Genomic DNA, 17316 nt, shown 5'->3' with positions numbered 1-17316 from the left:
GCGCGCAAGTTCACCTTCTACACATTGCTGGCTTTGTCGGCGGTCTTTGGCGCGTTGTGCGGGCTGATGCTGGTGTATTCCATCGATCTGCCGCAGATGGACGACCTGACGCGATATCGTCCGAATACGACAACGGAGCTGCTGGATGTGCACGGCCGGGTGTTTGGCTCGTTCGCGCTGGAGCGGCGTGTTGTGGTGCCGTACACCGAGTTCCCGCCGGTACTGAAGCAGGCGATCGTCTCGATCGAAGATAAGAGCTTTGACAGCAACTGGGGTGTGAACCTGTTCCGCGCGATCGGAGCGGCTTACCGCGATCTGAAGGATAAGCGCCGTTCGCAGGGATCGTCGACGATCACGATGCAGCTGGCGAGGAATCTCTTCCTGTCGAATGAGAAGACCTTTGGACGCAAGTTCCAGGAGGTCATCCTCTCGATGCAGATCGAGAGGCGGTTTACGAAGAACCAGATCTTCGAGCTGTACGCCAACCAGATCTATCTTGGCCGCGGAACGTATGGCTTTGAGGCGGGAGCGCAGTACTACTTCTCGAAGCATGCGAAGGACCTGACGCTGCCGGAGGCGGCGCTGCTGGCGGGTTTGCCGAAGGGGCCGGAGTACTACTCGCCGGTACGGCATCCGGAGCGCGCGTTGAAGCGCCGCAATCTGGTGCTGAGCGAGATGGAGCACGACGACAAGATTACCGAGAAGCAGGCAGACGCTGCGAAGGGGGCTCCACTGGGGCTGCACATCGAGCCGCCGGCTAACAGTGAGGCCCCGTACTTTGTGGAAGAGGTGCGGCGGCAGCTGGAGAAGGAGTATGGCGTCGAAGAGGTTCATGGCGCAGGGTTGAAGGTGTATACGACGCTCGATCTGGACCTGCAGCGTGTGGCTAATCGTGCCGTGCTGAATGGTGCGGCGTCGTATGAGCGGAGGCATGGCTGGAAGTCGCGGCTGGCGAACGTGGTGCTGGGCGGGCTGGACGTTGAATCGTACGTCCATCCTGACTGGGTCGATCCGCTGGCGAGAGACGCGTATGTGCATGGCGTGGTGTTGTCGGTGGAGCCGAAGCGCGTGGTGGTGAAGCTGGCCTCGCAGAAGGCGACGTTGACGCCAGACGATTGGAAGTGGACAGAGTTTCCTACAGCGGATGCGTTCCTGAAGACCGGCGACATTGTTTATCTGAAGCTCACGGAGAAGGGTGCGGATGGCAGCTGGAAGGCGTCGCTGGAGCAGGACTCCGGTGCGCAGGGCATCGCTGATGGCGGTCGACAACGCGAGCGGCGAGGTGGTGGCGATGGTGGGCGGCAGGGACTTCAACCTGTCGCAGTTCAACCGCGCGACGCAGGCGCAGCGGCAGGTTGGGTCGTCGTTCAAGCCGTATGTGTACACGACTGCGGTAGAGGCTGGCGCCAAGTCGACCGATACGATCGTCGACGGGCCGGTGACCTTCCCGACGCCGAATGGGCCGTACACGCCGCATAACTATGAAGCCGACTACAGAGGTACGATGTCGTTGCTGTATGCCTTCGCCGAATCGCGGAATATTCCGGCGCTGAAGCTGGCGGCGAGAGTCGGCATTCGCAAGGTGATCGAGACGGCTCACCGGTTCGGCATCACGAGCAACATTCCGGCGTTTCTGCCGATTGCGCTGGGTGCGGCGGATATCACGCTGTACGAGCAGGTGGGCGCCTACAGTGTCTTTCCGAACGACGGTATCCGTATTGAGCCGCACTACATTCGCAAGGTGGAGCAGGCCGATGGTCTGCCGCTGGATGAGGCGCCGCCGGATGTGCGCGAGGTGATTTCGGTGGACACGGCCCGCACGATGATGGAGATGCTGCAGGCGGTGGTACGCATGGGCACTGCGACGCGCGCGTCAGAGCTGAAGCATCCTCTGGGCGGCAAGACGGGAACGACGAACGATTACACGGACGCCTGGTTCGTGGGCTTCTCGCCGTCGGTGACGTGCGGTACGTGGATCGGGTACGACACACGCGAGTCGCTGGGCGAGAAAGAGACGGGAGCCCGGGCAGCGCTGCCAATCTGGATGGACTTCATGCGGGCGGCGATTGCAGGAAAGCCGGATGAGAACTTCGCCTCAGCCGGCGCTCCGAAGAAGCAGCTGGATGTGCCGGTAGCGAAGACGCCTGCCGCAGAGGACCACAAGGCGGCGCCGAAGGACGATGACGACGATGAGTCGGATGCTCCTCCGAAGCTGCCTGCGGTCGCGGCTCCCACGGCTAACCGGTAGACACTTATTACGCGAAAAAGATGTTCGCCGTCTGCGGAGCTGTGAATCAGCCGAGTTGGCGGCAGAGGTGAAAGTAGCGCTGCGCCTTGCGCACGTCGCGGCCGATCTGTTCGCGCAGGGCCTCGGGAGAGGGCCAGCGGATCTCGTCGCGCAGGCGGTGGAGGAAGCTGAGGGTAAGCGGCGTGCTCTCGTCGAGTGCGATGGGATGGAAGTTGAGCAGGTGGCTCTCGATGGTGAAGGAGTCTTCGCCGAAGGTGGGGCGATTGCCGACGTTGGTGACGGCGTCGAAGGTCTCGCCATTGACGTCGAGTGTGGTGATGTAGACGCCGATGGCGGGAATGAGCTCGCTGTAGGGTGCGAGGTTGATGGTCGGCACGGTGTAACGCGTTCCGTAGCCGCGGCCTGAGGCGGGTGTGCTGTGAATGGCGAAGGGGCGTCCCAGGAGGGCACGGGCGCGGCTGACGTTGCCCTGCGCGACGAGCTGGCGGATGGTCGAGGAGGAGACGGCTACGCCGTGCGTGGCACGTGGGGTGTAGACGGAGACGTGGAATCCGAGTTCATGGCCGAGGGCATCGAGCGATTCGACGCCAGCCTCGGCCTGATAACCGAAGCGGAAGTTCTCTCCTTCGTGCAGCTCGATGATGTTGAGTTTGTCGTGCAGGGTCTGCGTGGCGAAGTCGCGGGCGCTGGTGTGGGAGAGCTCGGCGGTGAAGGGAAGCACGAGCGTGGCGTCGACGCCGGTGTCGCGGAGGAGGCTGAGCTTCTGCGCGAGCGGGGTGATGAGTGGCAGTGCCGTCTGCGGGCGAAGGATGCGGGCGGGGTGTGGGTCGAAGGTGATCGCGAGCGAACGGGCCTTAAGTGCCCTGGCTCGGGCGATGACTTCGCCGATGACCCACTGGTGGCCACGGTGCACGCCGTCGAAGTTACCGATGGTGGCGACTGTGGGGCCGAAGTCGGGGGGTAGTTCCGAGAGTGCGTAGAAGATCTGCATGCGTTCAGGCGATATCGAAGGTGAGCTGGAGGCCGTCGTAGGCCAGTCGCACGTTGGCAGGCAGTTCGGCTTCGGTGGCGGCGTGGTCGAGGTCGTGGCTGATGTGGGTGAAGTAGGCGCGTTTGGGCTTGAGCTTCTCGACGTAGGCGAGGGAGCGCTCGAGGTGCGAGTGACTGGGGTGCGGCTGGCGGCGCAGGGCGTCGAGGATGAGGATGTCGAGGTCCTGCAGCAGGGGAATGCTCTCGGGCGGGATGTCGCTCATGTCGGTGAGGTAGGCCGCGGAGCCGAAGCGATAGCCGGTGATGGTCTGGCGCCCGTGGGTGACGGGGATGCGCTGGAAGCAGGCACCGAAGAGATCGAGGCAGGCGCCGGGCGTCTCATCGATGCGATTCATCGTGACACGGGCGCTGGTGGGATAGCGATTGTCGGGGCGGAAGGTGTAGTCGAAGATGCGTTCGATGGTGCTGGCGGTCTCGTCGTCGGCGTAGAGCGGAAGGCTTTCCTTGAGGCGGAAGCTCAGGGGGCGCAGGTCGTCGAAGCCGAGTACGTGGTCGGCGTGGCCGTGGGTGTAGAGGACGGCGTCGACGCTGCGGAGGTTCTCGCGGATGGCCTGGGCGTGGAAGTCCGGGCCGGTGTCGATGAGGACGATGTGGTCGTTGTAGGCGAGGCGCAGCGAGGGACGGGTGCGGCGGTTGCGCGCGTCACCATTGGGCGAGACCGCCGAAAGGCAGACGGCGCAGTCGCAGGCAAGGGTCGGCACCCCCATGGAGGTGCCGGTGCCGAGAAATGTGAGGGTCGCCTCCATCCGTCGGGCGCGCCCCTTAGCGAACGATGCTGGGCTTGCCGGGGGTTCCCGGGCCGGTGGGAGCCTTTGCCGAGGCAGAGCGGGCGAGGGCCTGGGTGATCTCGAGGAAGCCCATGCGCAGCTCGAAGAGAGCGCTGTCGAGCAGCTTCTGCTCGTCGTTGGCGAGGTTTCCCTGCGTCTTCTCGGCGATGACGGCGAGCATGTCGATGCTCTGGCGTGCGCCGATGATGTCGACCTGGGGCGCCTGGCCTTCCGGGGTGGCTCCGCCGAGCTGCACGATAGCCGACATGTAGACGGACTGGATCAGCGTGGTGAAGCTCATCGCGGGAGGGTGATCGGCGCCGGGGTTGGCGGCACGGATGGCGGTGTCGAGGCGCTCGGAGGTGGCGTCGTAGGCGGCCTTGGCGCGCTCAGCCTGCTCGGCGGTGGGGCCGGGGATCATCTCGGCCTCGTTGCCGAGATCGGCGTCGGTAAGTTCCGATTCCGCATCTTCGGCGACCGGTGCAGGGAAGTCGACCGGCGCTGGTGCTGCTTCGGCTTTTGCCTCGGGTCTCTCTTCGGGCTCCGGCGAGGGATCGGCGTCGGGACGGGCTTCGCCTTCCATGGTGAACTTGCGGCGGTCGGTGATGACGAAGGGCTTATTCTGTTCGGACATATGCGAACTTATCTCCGGTAATTCAGATGCTCAGCGCTGGGTTTTGATCTCGGCGAGTGCGGGGATCGCAACGGTGTGGGCGGTGCCGCCGGGGTATTGAAGCGGTTCGTGGCGGTCGAGGGCCTCGCGCCGCGCGTAGCCAAGGGCGAGCTGAACGGTGTGGTCCTGATCGATGGCGATCGAGACGATGCTGGTGAGTTCGCCTGCGGGCTTGCCGGCGGATTGGAGTACAACACCGGCGTCGGGAAGCTGGCCCTCGAGGCGGAAGGCGGTGAAGGTGCGATGAACGTTGCCGCGTGAGCGGATGCGCTCGACGATCTCCTGGCCGAGGTAGCAGCCTTTGGCGAAGTGCAGCGCGCGGGACTGGTTGGTCTCCTGCGGCAGGTCGCGGGCGGTGTCGGAGTTGCGGATGTCGATCCCGTAGAGCGGTGTGCCTTCGAGGATGCGCAGCGTGTTGAGCGTGTCGGCATCGACCGCGAGCGCGCCTTCGGTCTTGAGCGCGGTGAGCAGCGCCTCGGCGTCGGAGGCATTCTCCAGCCAGAGCTCGAAGCGCGGAACCAGTGGGCTGTATGCGTGGATGACAGTCAGCGTGAGGCCGTTCCACGCGACGCTGGCGGACTCGAGTTCGCCGAGGTTGTCTACGCCGGGGCTGTCTTCGCCGAGGTTGTTTAGGCTGAGGCCGAGTTTTGCGAGCAGAGCGGGGGCCCGGGGGCCGATGAGCTGGATGCCGTGGCGCGTGGTGGTGACATCAGCGAGCTCCACGTCGTCCATGATGATGTAGTGATCGAGGTATGGAACGAGAGTCTCGGCCTGGGCGGTCTCAAGCAGAAGGGCGTCGGGTGCGGCAAAGATGGTTCCGTCGCCCTGGATGCGACCCTGCGCGTTGAGGAAGAAGTTATAGGCGCCCTTGCCATTGGTGAGCTGCTGGACAGAGTTGGTGGCCATGCCGTTGAGCCAGCGCTCGCGGTCGGAGCCGGTGACGCGGATCCATCCCATCGTGAGGGGAGCCACACCAGCGTCCTGGAGCAGGGCGTTCAGCTGCGGGTGAGTGGTGGATAACTCCGTCGGCGTGTTGGGGATCGATGCCGTGGTCATAAGACGGGGCAGAGCAACTCTGCGTACACTTGATTATAGCTGTCGGCAAGGGAGATCAGGTTGCACCAACGGATGAACTTGGGAAGAAGAATGCGGTGGACGGGATGGGGGAGAAACGCGGTTGTGCTGGTCGGAGTGGGGCTGGCAGGCGTTGGCGTAACCGTCGCCCAGACGACGGCGGAGGCCGCGAAGGATAAGCCAGCTGCTCCGATGACACAGGCCCAGGCGAAGGAGCTGTTTCGCTCGGTCGATGAGATTCTCGGCTTTGTCAGCCAGGACACGAAGCTGCCGATCAAGCACAGCGTAAAGCGGAAGCTGGTCTCGCGTGACCAGATTGAAAAGTACCTGACGAAAAAGTTCAACGAAGACGAGAGCGCCAAGCGGATGCAGCGCTCGGAGCTGGTTCTGAAGAAGTTCGGGCTGCTGGACCGCGACTTTCACCTGAGGCCGTTCATGCTGTCGCTGCTGACCGAGCAGATTGCGGGGTTCTACGACAACAAGTCGAAGACGGTGAACCTGCTGGACTGGATTGCGCCGGACGAGCAGAAGCCGGTGCTGGCGCATGAGCTGACCCACGCGCTGCAGGATCAGAAGGTAAACCTGACGAAGTGGTCGGATGTGAGCCTGGACGACACGTCGAAGAACGTGAAGGACGACAACAAGCACCTGCTGGTGGACGAAGCCGAGACGGCTCGCGAGGCTGTGGCCGAAGGGCAGGCGATGGCGGTGTTTGTGGACTACTCGCTGAAGCCGGCGGGCCGCTCGATTGCGGATGCGCCGCCGGAGTTAATGGCGAAGCTGAAGGACACCACGGCGGACAGCAGTGATTCGCCGGTGATGGCGCGCGCTCCTTTGCTGCTGCAGGAGTCGCTGCTGTTTCCCTACAGCGACGGCCTGAGTTTTGAGCACGCCATCCTGATCAAGGGCGGCAAGGATGCGGCGTTCGCGCAGGTGCTGGCGAATCCGCCGTCATCGAGCTTCGAGATTCTGCACCCGGATGCGTACATGGCGCATGCCCCTGTGCCGGTGCTGCGGCTGCCGGATATCCACCCCCTGCTGGATGCGCAGTACGATCCGTACGACGTGGGCGTGATGGGCGAGCTGGATGTACGGATTCTGGCTGAGCTGTTCGGTGGCCGCGAGATGGCACAGGGACTGGCTCCCGATTGGGACGGCGGCATCTACTACGCGGCGCAGAAGAAGAATGCGACCCCGCAGGAGAAGGAATCGACGGCCTCGATTGGGCTGCTGTATTACTCGCGCTGGAAGAATGCGGATTCAGCGAAGACGTTCCTGCGGATTTACGGAACGCAGATGGGCCGGAAGTACTCGATGGTGAAGCTGCGTAAGGACGATGCGGCGAATGATGGCGAACAGGTCTTCACGACCAACGAGGGTGATGTACTGCTGTCGCTGACGGGCAGCACGGTTTTCATCAGTGAGGGTTTCGATGTCGCGCTGGCACGCAAGCTGAGGGACAGCATTGCAAGCGTGCAGAGCGAGGGACCGACGCGGCTGGCGGTGGTGGGGAATGAGCCTTCGCTGTCGTTGGCGCGATACATGGGATCGTTTGGGGCGATGAAGGCTTCGCTGGCTGAACGGTATACTTCTGAAGGACAATCCACCGGCGCGGGCGACCCGCGGGCTGGTGCGGGGAGCGCACGTTGAAGGCAGAGATCGGAATTATCGGGGGCAGCGGCCTGTACGCAATGCCCGGGCTGACGAACGTTACGGAAGAGAAGATCACGACACCGTTCGGTGATCCTTCGGATGCGTTGGTGCTGGGCGAACTGGAGGGGCGCAAGGTCGCCTTCCTGGCACGGCATGGGCGCGGTCATCGTCTGTTGCCGACGGAGCTGAACTTCCGCGCCAACATCTATGCGATGAAGTCGCTTGGCGTGGAGCGGATTCTTTCGGTCTCGGCGGTTGGATCGCTGAAGGAAGAGCATAAGCCGACGGACTTTGTGATGCCGGACCAGTTCATCGATCGTACCTTCGCCCGCAATGCGACGTTCTTTGGCGACGGCATCGTCGGCCATGTCGCGTTTGGCGATCCGGTGTGCGCCACGGTGACGAAGACCTTTCAGAAGGCATGTGACGAGATCGGCGTGGTGGGCAAGACGGGCGGTACGTACATCTGCATGGAAGGTCCGCAGTTCTCCACGCGCGCGGAGTCGAACCTGTATCGCAGCTGGGGAGCCGATGTGATCGGCATGACGAATCTGCAGGAGGCCAAGCTGGCTCGCGAGGCGGAGATCTGCTACGCGACGATGGCGATGGTGACGGACTACGACTGCTGGCGCGAAGGGCACGACGATGTGACGGTCGACCAGATCATCGCGGTGATGCACCAGAACTCGGAGAACGCGGCGAAGGTGGTGAAGGCTGCGGTAGCTGCGCTGCCGAAGGAGCGCACCTGCGCCTGTGGCAGCGCGCTGAAGTTTGCCGTGATGACGGACAAGAAGGTCATTCCTGCCGAGACACGAAAGCGCCTGGCGCTGTTATTGGATAAGTACGAGTAACGTGCCGGGCGCGTTGTTCGATTTGCAGCATTTGATAGACGAGAAAGAGGACTCATGTCGATTTTGGTAGTAGGTTCAGTGGCGTTCGACAGCATTCAGACGCCGAGTGGCTCGGTGGATCATTGTCTGGGCGGGGCGGCGACACACTTCGCGCTGGCGGCCAGCTACTTTACCGATGTACGCGTAATCGCTGTGGTCGGCAAGGACTTTACGGCCGAGCATGAGTCCGTATTTCAGCGTCGCGGCATCAACATCGAGGGGATTGAGCACGCCGATGGTCTGAGCTTCCACTGGACGGGATCGTATGTGAAGAGCCTGAACGAGGCACAGACGCTGGGCACCGACCTGAACGTCTTCCAGAGCTTCGATCCGAAGATTCCTGAGTCGTACAAGGACAGCGAGTACCTGTTCCTGGCCAACATCGACCCCGTGCTGCAGGCGCGTGTGCGCAGCCAGATGCCGAAGGTGAAGATGGTGGCGGGTGACACGATGAACTACTGGATCGCAGACCACGCGGCCAACCTGGCGAAGGTGCTGCGTGAGCTGAACGTGCTGCTGATCAACGACGGCGAGGCTCGTATGCTGGCGGGCGAGAATAACCTGGTGCTGGCGGCCAACAAAGTGCTGACGATGGGACCGAAGACGCTGATCGTGAAGCACGGCGAGTATGGCGCGACGGCCTTCTTCGGGGAGGAGTCGTTCCCGGAGGGTGTGAAGGCGGTGCATCCTTTCCGTGCGCCGGCTCTGCCGCTGGCTGAGGTCGTCGATCCTACCGGCGCTGGTGATTCTTTTGCCGGTGGATTCTATGGCTATCTCGCTTCGCAGCCTGAGCTGACGCCGACGGTATTTCGCACGGCGATGTTCTACGGTGGCGTGATGGGTTCGTTTGCCGTGGAGCGCTTCGGTACAGAGCGTCTGCAGGCCGTGACACGCGAGGAGATCGAAGCTCGCTTCAAGTTGTTCCAGGAGATTTCGCACCTTGACTACACGGGGGCGTAGACGCCTTAGCCGCAAGGAAGAGCAGGAGCCTGATCTTCCTGCGGTGGATGGAGCGGTGCGGCCGGCGCGTCGCGAAGAGACGATGCCGGTTGCGCTGGCTGCGGTGGTCGTGGGATTTGTTGCGCTGATCGTATGCGTCTCCCGGAATTACCTGCTGCTATACGGCGATGCCGTGGCGCATCTGGGCATCGCCCGCCGCATTCTGGATACGCGTAATCCCGGGCTGATTCAGCTGGGTGGCGTGTGGCTGCCGCTGTCGCATCTGCTGATGCTGCCGTTTGTGCAGCGGTTGGACTGGTGGCAGAACGGCCTTGCAGGGGCGTGGCCTTCGCTGCTGTGCTTCGTGCTGAGCGTTGCGGGTTTTTATCGTCTGGCACGGCGATTGGTCCCTCCGATGTGGGCGCTGGTCGCGACGGCGTTTTACGGTCTGAATCCAAACCTTCTCTACCTGTCGACGACGGCGATGACGGAGCCGTTATTTCTCGCCATCATCATCTGGACGACGCTGCTGACGATGGAGTGTGTCGCGGAGATTCGCGCCTCAAGGGTGGCGGCGGTGAACCGGAAGCTGGTTTTTCTGGGGCTGCTGATTATGGCCGCGGTGTTCACGCGTTACGACGGCTGGATCTTCGGCGCGGCGGTGTGGTGCGTGGTGGCGTGGCAGCTGTACCGTTCGCCGATTCGTCCTCGAGTGATGTCGGGCTTTGCCGTGTTCACGGTGCTGGCGGTTGCAGGGCCGGCGATGTGGCTGGGGTACAACCAGCACTTCTTCCATGATCCGCTGGACTTTATGCGCGGGCCGTATTCGGCGATGGCGATCGAGAAGAGGACGACGCCTCCTGGGGCCTCACATTACCCGGGATGGCACAATCCGGTTTGGGCGGCCGTGCTCTACATGCGTACCTCGCAGGTTGATATTGCGGCGTGGGAGACAGGATTTCTGATTGCGGCGCTGGCGATTGCTGGAGCCGTGTTTGCCGTGCGCAAGCGGCTGGAGCTTAGTTCGCTGCTGCTGTGGGTCCCACTGCCGTTCTATATCTATTCGATCGCCTTCGGTGCGGTCCCGATCTTTATTCCGCAGCTGCGGCCGCACTCGTATTACAACTCGCGGTACGGCATGGAGATGCTGCCGGCGTTTGCTTTGTTTGCGGTGGTTGCGCTGGTCTGGCTGCAGAAGCGTCTGCTAGAGCAGCGTCCGCTGGTGGCGCGATTGATGCATCCGATCGCTCTGCTGCTGGTGACGGTGAACGTGGTGGTGATGATGTACAAGGTGCCGCTGGTTTTGAAGGAGGCGCAGGTCAACTCCTCGACACGCATCGCCTTTGAGAGCGCGGTGGCGCATGAGCTGCAGACGTTTCCGGCCGGGGCCACGATCCTGATGTACAACTCGGACCACGTGGGCGCGCTGCAGCAGGCGGGGATTCCGTTGAAGCAGACGCTGAGCGAGACCGATTACGACAGCTGGAAGGCTGCCCTGGCGGCGCCGGCGGAGCACGCTGCTTACGTGGTCGCGATGGATGGTGACCCGGTGGCGGCTGCGGTGAAGGCGCATCCGGATGGCCTGACGGAGCTGGTGGTGCTGTGCTCAACCGGCCAGCCGTGCGCCAGGGCGTACAAGTCGGAGCGCTTCGGAGGCTAGGTTCAGACCGCACATGCGGTCCGAATGCTAGTATCTCTGCCAGACGCATGCTCGTACCCCAATTTCATTTCAGCCAGATCGACCAGGAGCTGCTCTCAACAGGCACAGCGGCGCGCCTGTTGACGGCGTGCGTTCTGGGTGGGGCGATTGGTATGGAGCGCGAGCTGCGGCACAAGGCCTCCGGTCTGCGCACGAACATGCTGCTGTGCCTTGGCTGCGCTTTCTTTACGCTGCTGTCGGCGGTGCTGGCCGGCGATGGCAATCCTGATAAAGGGCGCGTAGCCGCTAATATCGTCCAGGGAATCGGCTTTCTGGGCGCGGGGATCATTCTGCATACACGCGTGCGGGTGCAGGGTCTGACGAGCGCGGCGACGGTGTTTGTAATTGCTTCGATCGGCATGGCCTGTGGGGCGGGGCTGTATATCGAAGCCGTGCTGGCGACGGTGATTGCGCTGGTTGCGCTGGCGATCATCGGGTATCTCGAGTCGATAGCAGGATGGAAGCACTACACCATGCTGTACGAGGTGCGCGGCGAGGATGCCCGGCGGATCTATGTCGCGGTGCTGAGCGTGCTGGACCGGATGGCGATCCGTTTGAACGTGCTGGACAAGGAGAGCGTTGCGGGGCTGGAGAGGATTACGTTTGCCGTGACGACCAACTCGAAGCGTCATATTCGCCTGCAGCAGGAGCTGCGCGAGAGCGATGCGAACGACCAGGTTGTTGTCTTTCGCGATGTTGAGGAAGAATAAGAGAGATGATTCCGTTTGTAAAAGCACATGCGTGCGGTAACGACTTCCTGGTGATGGAAGAGACGGTCGCGAAGAGACAACATGCAGCGCTGGCGAAGAGGCTTTGCAGCCGCAATACCAGCATCGGCGCCGATGGCATCGAATTCCTGGAACGTAAGGCGAATGGCGAACTGTTTCTGCGGCTGTTCAACGCCGATGGCAGCGAGGCCGAGCTCTCGGGCAACGGTACGCGCTGCGTCGCAGCGTGGCTGGCGCACTCTGAGGGCCGCATGGAGGCAACCTTCGGAACGCATGGCGGTCCGCGTGTCTGCCGCGTGGTCGAAGACAAGAGCCCTCTGTATCTGATCGAGAGCGAGATGGGCGTGCCGCGGGTAATGCCGCGCACGATTGTGGTTCCCGGCGTCGGCGATGTCGAAGGCGCGATGGTGAACGTAGGCAATCCGCATTTTGTGATCTTTACGGACACCGAGGATTTCAGTGCCTATGGTCTGCGCTGGCAGGATCTGGGGGCGAAGATCAGCACCAGCCCACTGTTTCCCCATGGCACGAATGTGGAGTTTGTGCGGGTTGCGGCGAAGGATGAGATTGGATTCCGGATCTTTGAACGCGGCTGCGGTCCGACGACCTCTTCGGGAACCGGTACATGCGCTTCGAGCGCGGCGTCGATGGCGCTGCGCGGCGTGGACCGCGAGCTGACGGCGGTGGCCGAGGGTGGTCCGCAGAAGACGGTATGGACGACCAGCGATGCGGTGATGCTGCTGACGGGACCGGCTGAGATTATCTGCCGGGGCGAGGCCTGGGGAGAGTGACGGCGCCGCAGGAGTGGATTCGGCCCCGGGCGCTGCGCCCGGGCGCGACGCTCGCCGTCATCTCGCCGGCGAGCACGCCGAAGCGCGAGCTGGTGGAGCGTGGCCTGGCGGAGCTGGAGGCGCTGGGATACCGGGTCAAGCTGGGGCGCCATGCGCTTACAAGTGGGCCGCTGTACTACGCAGGCTCGCTGAAGGATCGCCTGGAGGACCTGCATACGGCCTTCGTCGATTCGAGCGTAGACGGCATTGTCTGCACGCGCGGCGGATGGGGTTCGGCCGAGTTGCTGCCGCACCTGGATGCGCGACTGATCCGGGCGAACGCAAAGGCCTTCGTCGGCTACAGCGATCACACCTCGCTGCATAGCTGGTTTCAGAATGAAGTGGGACTGGTGACCTACTACGCGCCGATGGTTGCCGCTGACTTTGCGCGAACCAATGGCGTCGATATGGACTGCTGGCAGCACGTATTTCATGGTGACAAAGGATGGTCTCTGGGCGCCACGGACGGTTTGCGGGTGTTGCAGCCGGGCGTTGCGAGTGGTCCGCTGCTGGGAGGGTGTATCTCGATCCTCGCCGCGGGCCTGGGAACGCCGTATGCGCCGCAGCTGAAGGGGAGCGTGTTGTTTCTGGAGGATATCGGCACCAAGCCCTATCAGTGGGACCGGATGCTGCTGCATCTGCGTTATTCCGGTCGGCTGGACGAGGTGCAGGGGATCGTCTTCGGCGACATGGCGCAGTGTGTTGCCGAAGACGATCAGCCTTTGCTGGAACGCGCAATCCGGCATGGGCTGCGAGGTTTTAGCGGGCCGGTTGCGATCGGCCTGCGATGCGGACACGTGAATGGGGCAAATCTTTCGTTGCCGCTGGGAGTCGCGGTAGAACTTGACTGCAACGATACCTCGGCGCCGCAGATTCAATTTCAGCAGGCTTCCGTTTCGGGTTAGTCTTGAATAGGCGATGGAGGCGAAGGTACGTCCCGGTTTCTTTGCCATGAACCTCTGCTTTGGTCGCAAAACATAAGACAGAATGCGTTACCTCTCCGAGCAAAGGGTTTTACCAATCTCATGCAAAAGCACATTTATCTGATAGGAATCTGCGGCACGGCGATGGCGTCGCTGGCCGGCATGCTGAAGCAGCAGGGGCACGAGGTGACGGGCTCCGACGTTGCAGCGTATCCGCCAATGAGTGATCTGCTGCACGAGATCGGCATCACGGTTCATGAACCGTATAGCGATAAGAATCTCGATCGCAGGCCCGACCTGGTGGTGGTGGGTAACGCGATCTCACGGGGCAACGTAGAGCTTGAACGCGTACTGGATGAACGGATCCCGTTCTGTTCGATGGCGGACGTTCTGCATGAAGAGTTTCTGGTCGAGCGTAACCCTCTGGTGGTAGCGGGAACGCACGGCAAGACGACCACCACCAGCATGCTGGCGTGGATCTACGAGGTTGCTTCGGGGCGTGAGGCAAGCCTGGCGCCGTCGTTTCTGATCGGCGGTGTGGCGGAGAACTTCGGCACGAGCTTCATGGTGCGTCCGACGTCGACTTTCATCCTCGAAGGCGACGAGTACGATACGGCGTTTTTCGACAAGGGACCAAAGTTTCTGCACTACTTTCCCGTGTCGGCAATTTTGACGCATGTGGAGTTTGACCATGCGGATATTTACGCCGATCTTACGGCGGTGAAGACGGCCTTCAAGCGCTTTGTGAACCTGATTCCACGGCGTGGCAGACTGATAGCGTTCGATGGCAGCGATAATGTGAACGAATGCGTGGCGAAGGCCTTTTGCGCCGTGGAGCGGTATGGCTTCAAGGAAGGCTCACACTGGCAGATCACTGATCTGCGGCACGAAGGAGCGCGGACGCATTGGACACTGCTGCGTGCGGGCGAACGGTTCGCTGAGCTGAGCCTGCCGATGGCAGGGGAACACAATGCTCTGAATGCGACTGCTGCTGCGGCGCTGGCAGCCAGTGAGGGTGTCGATGCGGAGTCGATCGCACAGGCTCTTGCGAGCTTCCGTAGCGTGAAGCGCAGGCTGGAGGTCAAGGCCGTGGCCGAGGGTGTAACGATCATCGACGACTTCGCGCATCATCCCACAGCGATCCGAGAGACGCTGCGTGCATTGCGGGAGAGCCATCCGGGGCAGAGGCTGATTGCCGTGTTGGAGCCGCGATCGAATACGCTACGGCGGAATATCTTTGAAGGCGAGCTGGTGGAAAGCCTTGCCCTTGCTGATCAGGTGGTGCTGGCCGGGGTCTTTAAGTCGGAGAGTATTCCGGTGGACGAACGGCTGGTGCCGGAGCATGTTGTTGAGGCGCTCAACAGGCGCGGAGTCCCGGCGGCGATGCATCACGATGCAGATGCGATTGTGGCGGCTCTGGCTCCTGAGGTGAGGAGCGGCGACATTGTCGCCATCCTTTCAAACGGTGGTTTTGGCGGCATCTATCAGACGCTGCCGCGAGCGATAACGGAGTCCGCGATCTCATCGCGCATCTCCGCACATTTTTCCTGAGATTGAAATGTTTGCGACGCTGAAGATGTTGTTTGTATATACAGCCCTTGGTCCACTCTCGGGGATCATTGGGATCCCTTTTACGCTGCTGACAGGCAATATCGATCCGCTGTACCGGGTGGCGATGTGGATCGCCAACGCGGGGGTCCGTGCTGCCGGGATCAGGGTCGACATTCGCGGATTCGAGAATGTGCCGAAGGGCCGGGCATGCATCTTTATGTGCAACCATGTCTCGAATCTTGACCCGCCGGTGGTGCTGCCGCTGCTCCCGGGGCGCTGTTCGGTGATGCTGAAGAAGGAGCTGATGAGCATCCCGATCCTCGGCCGTGCGATGCGCATGGGGCAGTTCGTTCCGGTGGAGCGTGGAGGCAAACGCGAAGCGGCACAGGCGAGTGTAATCGCAGCGGGTAGTGCGCTGGACAGCGGGTTGAACATGCTGGTGTTTCCCGAGGGAACGCGCTCGAAGAATGGCAGGCTGTCGACGTTCAAGAAGGGGCCGTTCTTCCTGGCCATGCAGACGATGGCTCCGATTGTGCCGGTGGCGATTGCAGGCACGGAGAAGATGATGCGTAAGGGAAGCGCGGCGATCATGCCGGGCGTCGCGCAGGTGCAACTTCTGCCGGTGATCGATCCGAAGGACTTCGGCAACCGGGAAGATTTGCTGCGAGCTGTGTATGCGGCGATCGCCGATGCGCTACCGGAAGAGATGAAGCCGCTCGATTAGAGCGGCTTCTATGGCAGAGCTTTGATTCGCTTTACTTGACGATGGCGTTGTAGCCGTCGGAGAGGAGACGCTGCCGCATGGCGTCGGCATCCTTGCGTGTGGCAAGCGGGCCGATCTGGATGTGCAGCAGCTTATCCTGCGGTTCGTGGCGGACGGAGACGCTGTAGCCGCGGCGCTTCAGGGCGCTAAGCAGAACGTCGGCGTCCTCCTGGTGAGAGACGGCGGCTACCTGTACGAGCGATGGGACGGCTGGTCCAGTTGAGCGTGTGGTGTCGACTGCGGCGGGCATGAGAACCGGCTTTGGAGCGGGAGCCGAAGCCACGACGGCAGGAGCTGGCGTGGGCTTTGCGGGGTGCTTCTGCGGCGCTTCAGGCACTACCGGTGCCGGTCGAGTCGCGGGTGCGGTGTCTGCGGCTGCTGAATCTTCGCTGGTGGTGTCGGGATCGCTTACGGCAGGGGACTCGGCTGGTGAGGGCTTGGCGCCGCCGGTGGTCTTGATGGTGGAGGCCTCAACGGAGTCACCGCCGCCTGTCGAAGCAATCGCGGTGTTCGAGGACTTGCGTCCGACGCTGTAGCCGAAGCCGAAGAAGACGGCGCAGACAAGCGCGAGAAGAAAGAAGATACCGAGCAGCGTGGTGGCCCCGAGAGAGATCTCGCGATCGCGGGGTATTTCGTCGATGTCGTCGTCTTCGAGGTATCGGTGGTTCACGGAGTCGGTTTCGTCTCGGCCGCTGATTGCGGGCTAAGACTCTTGTTTAGCAAGTTCATCAGCTCAATGGGAAGCGGAAAAACGATGGTCGTATTCTTCTCGACACCTATCTCGGTGAGGGTCTGGAGGTAGCGGAGCTGCAGGGTCATGGGCTGGGTGGCCATCAAAGCGGCTGCATCGACAAGCTTTTGTGCGGCATTGAACTCGCCTTCGGCGTGGATGATCTTGGCGCGACGCTCGCGTTCGGCCTCGGCCTGCTTTGCCATGGCGCGAAGCATGGTCTCGGGGAGATCAACCTGCTTCACCTCAACGGAGACGACTTTGACCCCGAAGGGAGCGGTGTGGCCGTCGATGATGGTCTGGATGCGCTGGTTGAGACGGTCGCGATGGGCGAGCAACTCGTCGAGATCGACCTCGCCGAGGACGGAACGCAGGGTGGTTTGCGAAAACTGCGAGGTCTGGTAGAGGTAGTTGGCGACCTCGATGACGGCCCGGGTCGGGTCGACGACGCGCAGGGTCACGACAGCGTTGACCTTGAGGGTGACGTTATCGCGGGTGATGATGTCCTGCGATGGCACCTCCAGCGCCTCCTGCCGGAGTGAGACGCGGACTAGCTGGTCGACAGGGCGGAAGACGAGAACCACGCCGGGTCCCTTGGCCTGTTCACGGACGCGGCCAAGGCGGAAGATTACACCACGTTCATACTCCCTGAGTACCTTGATGGAGCTCGCCAGATAGAGCAGGATGACGACGAGAAGAATGACAAGCGGGTCGGCAATCACAGATAGACCTCACGGTGCAGCAATCGGAGTCGTTCGATGAGATTGTACGCTTGCCGGTTTCGCTTTGAAGAAGTTG

The 17316-nt window shown here is 62.1% G+C and carries 16 protein-coding genes and 1 pseudogene; 11 read left to right on the top strand and 6 right to left on the bottom strand.

The genetic code is table 11. The features are described 5' to 3' along the window. Positions 1-66: 66 nt before the first annotated feature. Together PW789_RS20185 and PW789_RS20180 are read left to right on the top strand one after the other, a co-directional pair. Positions 67-618: pseudogene (locus PW789_RS20185) on the top strand (transglycosylase domain-containing protein); the annotation flags it as partial. Positions 619-1201: 583 nt separating this feature from the next. Continuing rightward, positions 1202-2248, top strand: coding sequence for a penicillin-binding transpeptidase domain-containing protein (locus PW789_RS20180; RefSeq protein WP_367182564.1), 1047 nt, complete (start codon positions 1202-1204; stop codon positions 2246-2248). A 46-nt stretch (positions 2249-2294) separates the two neighbouring features. Here the strand turns inward: PW789_RS20180 and PW789_RS14705 are convergent, their stop codons facing one another. From PW789_RS14705 to PW789_RS14690, 4 genes are read right to left on the bottom strand one after another with little or no spacing between them, the layout of a single operon-like run. Beyond that, positions 2295-3239: a bifunctional riboflavin kinase/FAD synthetase gene (locus PW789_RS14705; RefSeq protein WP_299377680.1), complete on the bottom strand. Its 945-nt coding sequence runs from the start codon at positions 3237-3239 to the stop codon at positions 2295-2297. Positions 3240-3243: 4 nt separating this feature from the next. Beyond that, positions 3244-4044: an MBL fold metallo-hydrolase gene (locus PW789_RS14700; RefSeq protein WP_299377678.1), complete on the bottom strand. Its 801-nt coding sequence runs from the start codon at positions 4042-4044 to the stop codon at positions 3244-3246. 16 nt (positions 4045-4060) lie between these two features. Continuing rightward, positions 4061-4699: a DUF1844 domain-containing protein gene (locus PW789_RS14695; RefSeq protein WP_299377677.1), complete on the bottom strand. Its 639-nt coding sequence runs from the start codon at positions 4697-4699 to the stop codon at positions 4061-4063. A 30-nt stretch (positions 4700-4729) separates the two neighbouring features. After that, positions 4730-5794, bottom strand: coding sequence for a folate-binding protein (locus PW789_RS14690; RefSeq protein WP_299377675.1), 1065 nt, complete (start codon positions 5792-5794; stop codon positions 4730-4732). A 90-nt stretch (positions 5795-5884) separates the two neighbouring features. Between PW789_RS14690 and PW789_RS14685 the strand changes: the two genes are divergently transcribed. The 9 genes from PW789_RS14685 to PW789_RS14645 all read left to right on the top strand — a co-directional run bounded on the left by PW789_RS14685 (position 5885) and on the right by PW789_RS14645 (position 15749). Further along, positions 5885-7462 (top strand): hypothetical protein, encoded by a 1578-nt coding sequence (locus tag PW789_RS14685; protein WP_299377672.1) that lies wholly within the window; start codon positions 5885-5887, stop codon positions 7460-7462. After that, complete coding sequence (gene mtnP / locus PW789_RS14680) at positions 7459-8316, top strand: S-methyl-5'-thioadenosine phosphorylase (protein WP_299377670.1); 858 nt, start codon at positions 7459-7461, stop codon at positions 8314-8316. The genes PW789_RS14685 and mtnP overlap by 4 nt, the downstream gene beginning before the upstream one ends. Positions 8317-8370: 54 nt before the next feature. After that, positions 8371-9315, top strand: coding sequence for a PfkB family carbohydrate kinase (locus PW789_RS14675; RefSeq protein ID WP_299377668.1), 945 nt, complete (start codon positions 8371-8373; stop codon positions 9313-9315). After that, positions 9296-10954: a glycosyltransferase family 39 protein gene (locus PW789_RS14670; protein WP_299377666.1), complete on the top strand. Its 1659-nt coding sequence runs from the start codon at positions 9296-9298 to the stop codon at positions 10952-10954. The genes PW789_RS14675 and PW789_RS14670 overlap by 20 nt, the downstream gene beginning before the upstream one ends. A gap of 47 nt (positions 10955-11001) precedes the next feature. Beyond that, positions 11002-11703 (top strand): MgtC/SapB family protein, encoded by a 702-nt coding sequence (locus tag PW789_RS14665; protein ID WP_299377664.1) that lies wholly within the window; start codon positions 11002-11004, stop codon positions 11701-11703. A 5-nt stretch (positions 11704-11708) separates the two neighbouring features. After that, positions 11709-12512, top strand: a complete 804-nt coding sequence (gene dapF, locus PW789_RS14660; RefSeq protein WP_299377662.1) for a diaminopimelate epimerase — start codon at positions 11709-11711, stop codon at positions 12510-12512. Continuing rightward, positions 12509-13456, top strand: coding sequence for an LD-carboxypeptidase (locus tag PW789_RS14655; protein WP_299377660.1), 948 nt, complete (start codon positions 12509-12511; stop codon positions 13454-13456). Before dapF ends, PW789_RS14655 begins: the two co-directional genes overlap by 4 nt. 120 nt (positions 13457-13576) lie before the next feature. Then, positions 13577-15025 (top strand): UDP-N-acetylmuramate:L-alanyl-gamma-D-glutamyl-meso-diaminopimelate ligase, encoded by a 1449-nt coding sequence (mpl, locus tag PW789_RS14650; protein WP_299377657.1) that lies wholly within the window; start codon positions 13577-13579, stop codon positions 15023-15025. A gap of 7 nt (positions 15026-15032) precedes the next feature. Next, positions 15033-15749, top strand: a complete 717-nt coding sequence (locus PW789_RS14645) for a 1-acyl-sn-glycerol-3-phosphate acyltransferase (RefSeq protein WP_299377655.1) — start codon at positions 15033-15035, stop codon at positions 15747-15749. A 31-nt stretch (positions 15750-15780) separates the two neighbouring features. Here the strand turns inward: PW789_RS14645 and PW789_RS14640 are convergent, their stop codons facing one another. Both PW789_RS14640 and PW789_RS14635 read right to left on the bottom strand, forming a co-directional pair. Beyond that, entirely contained in the window at positions 15781-16458 is a 678-nt protein-coding gene (locus tag PW789_RS14640; RefSeq protein ID WP_299377653.1) for an SPOR domain-containing protein, read from the bottom strand. Further along, positions 16455-17240, bottom strand: a complete 786-nt coding sequence (locus PW789_RS14635; RefSeq protein ID WP_299377651.1) for a slipin family protein — start codon at positions 17238-17240, stop codon at positions 16455-16457. Before PW789_RS14635 ends, PW789_RS14640 begins: the two co-directional genes overlap by 4 nt. Positions 17241-17316: the final 76 nt, after the last annotated feature.

This window comes from Edaphobacter sp. (genome assembly GCF_028283685.1).
Classification (GTDB): domain Bacteria; phylum Acidobacteriota; class Terriglobia; order Terriglobales; family Acidobacteriaceae; genus Edaphobacter.
This window is presented reverse-complemented; position numbering and strand designations above follow the sequence as displayed.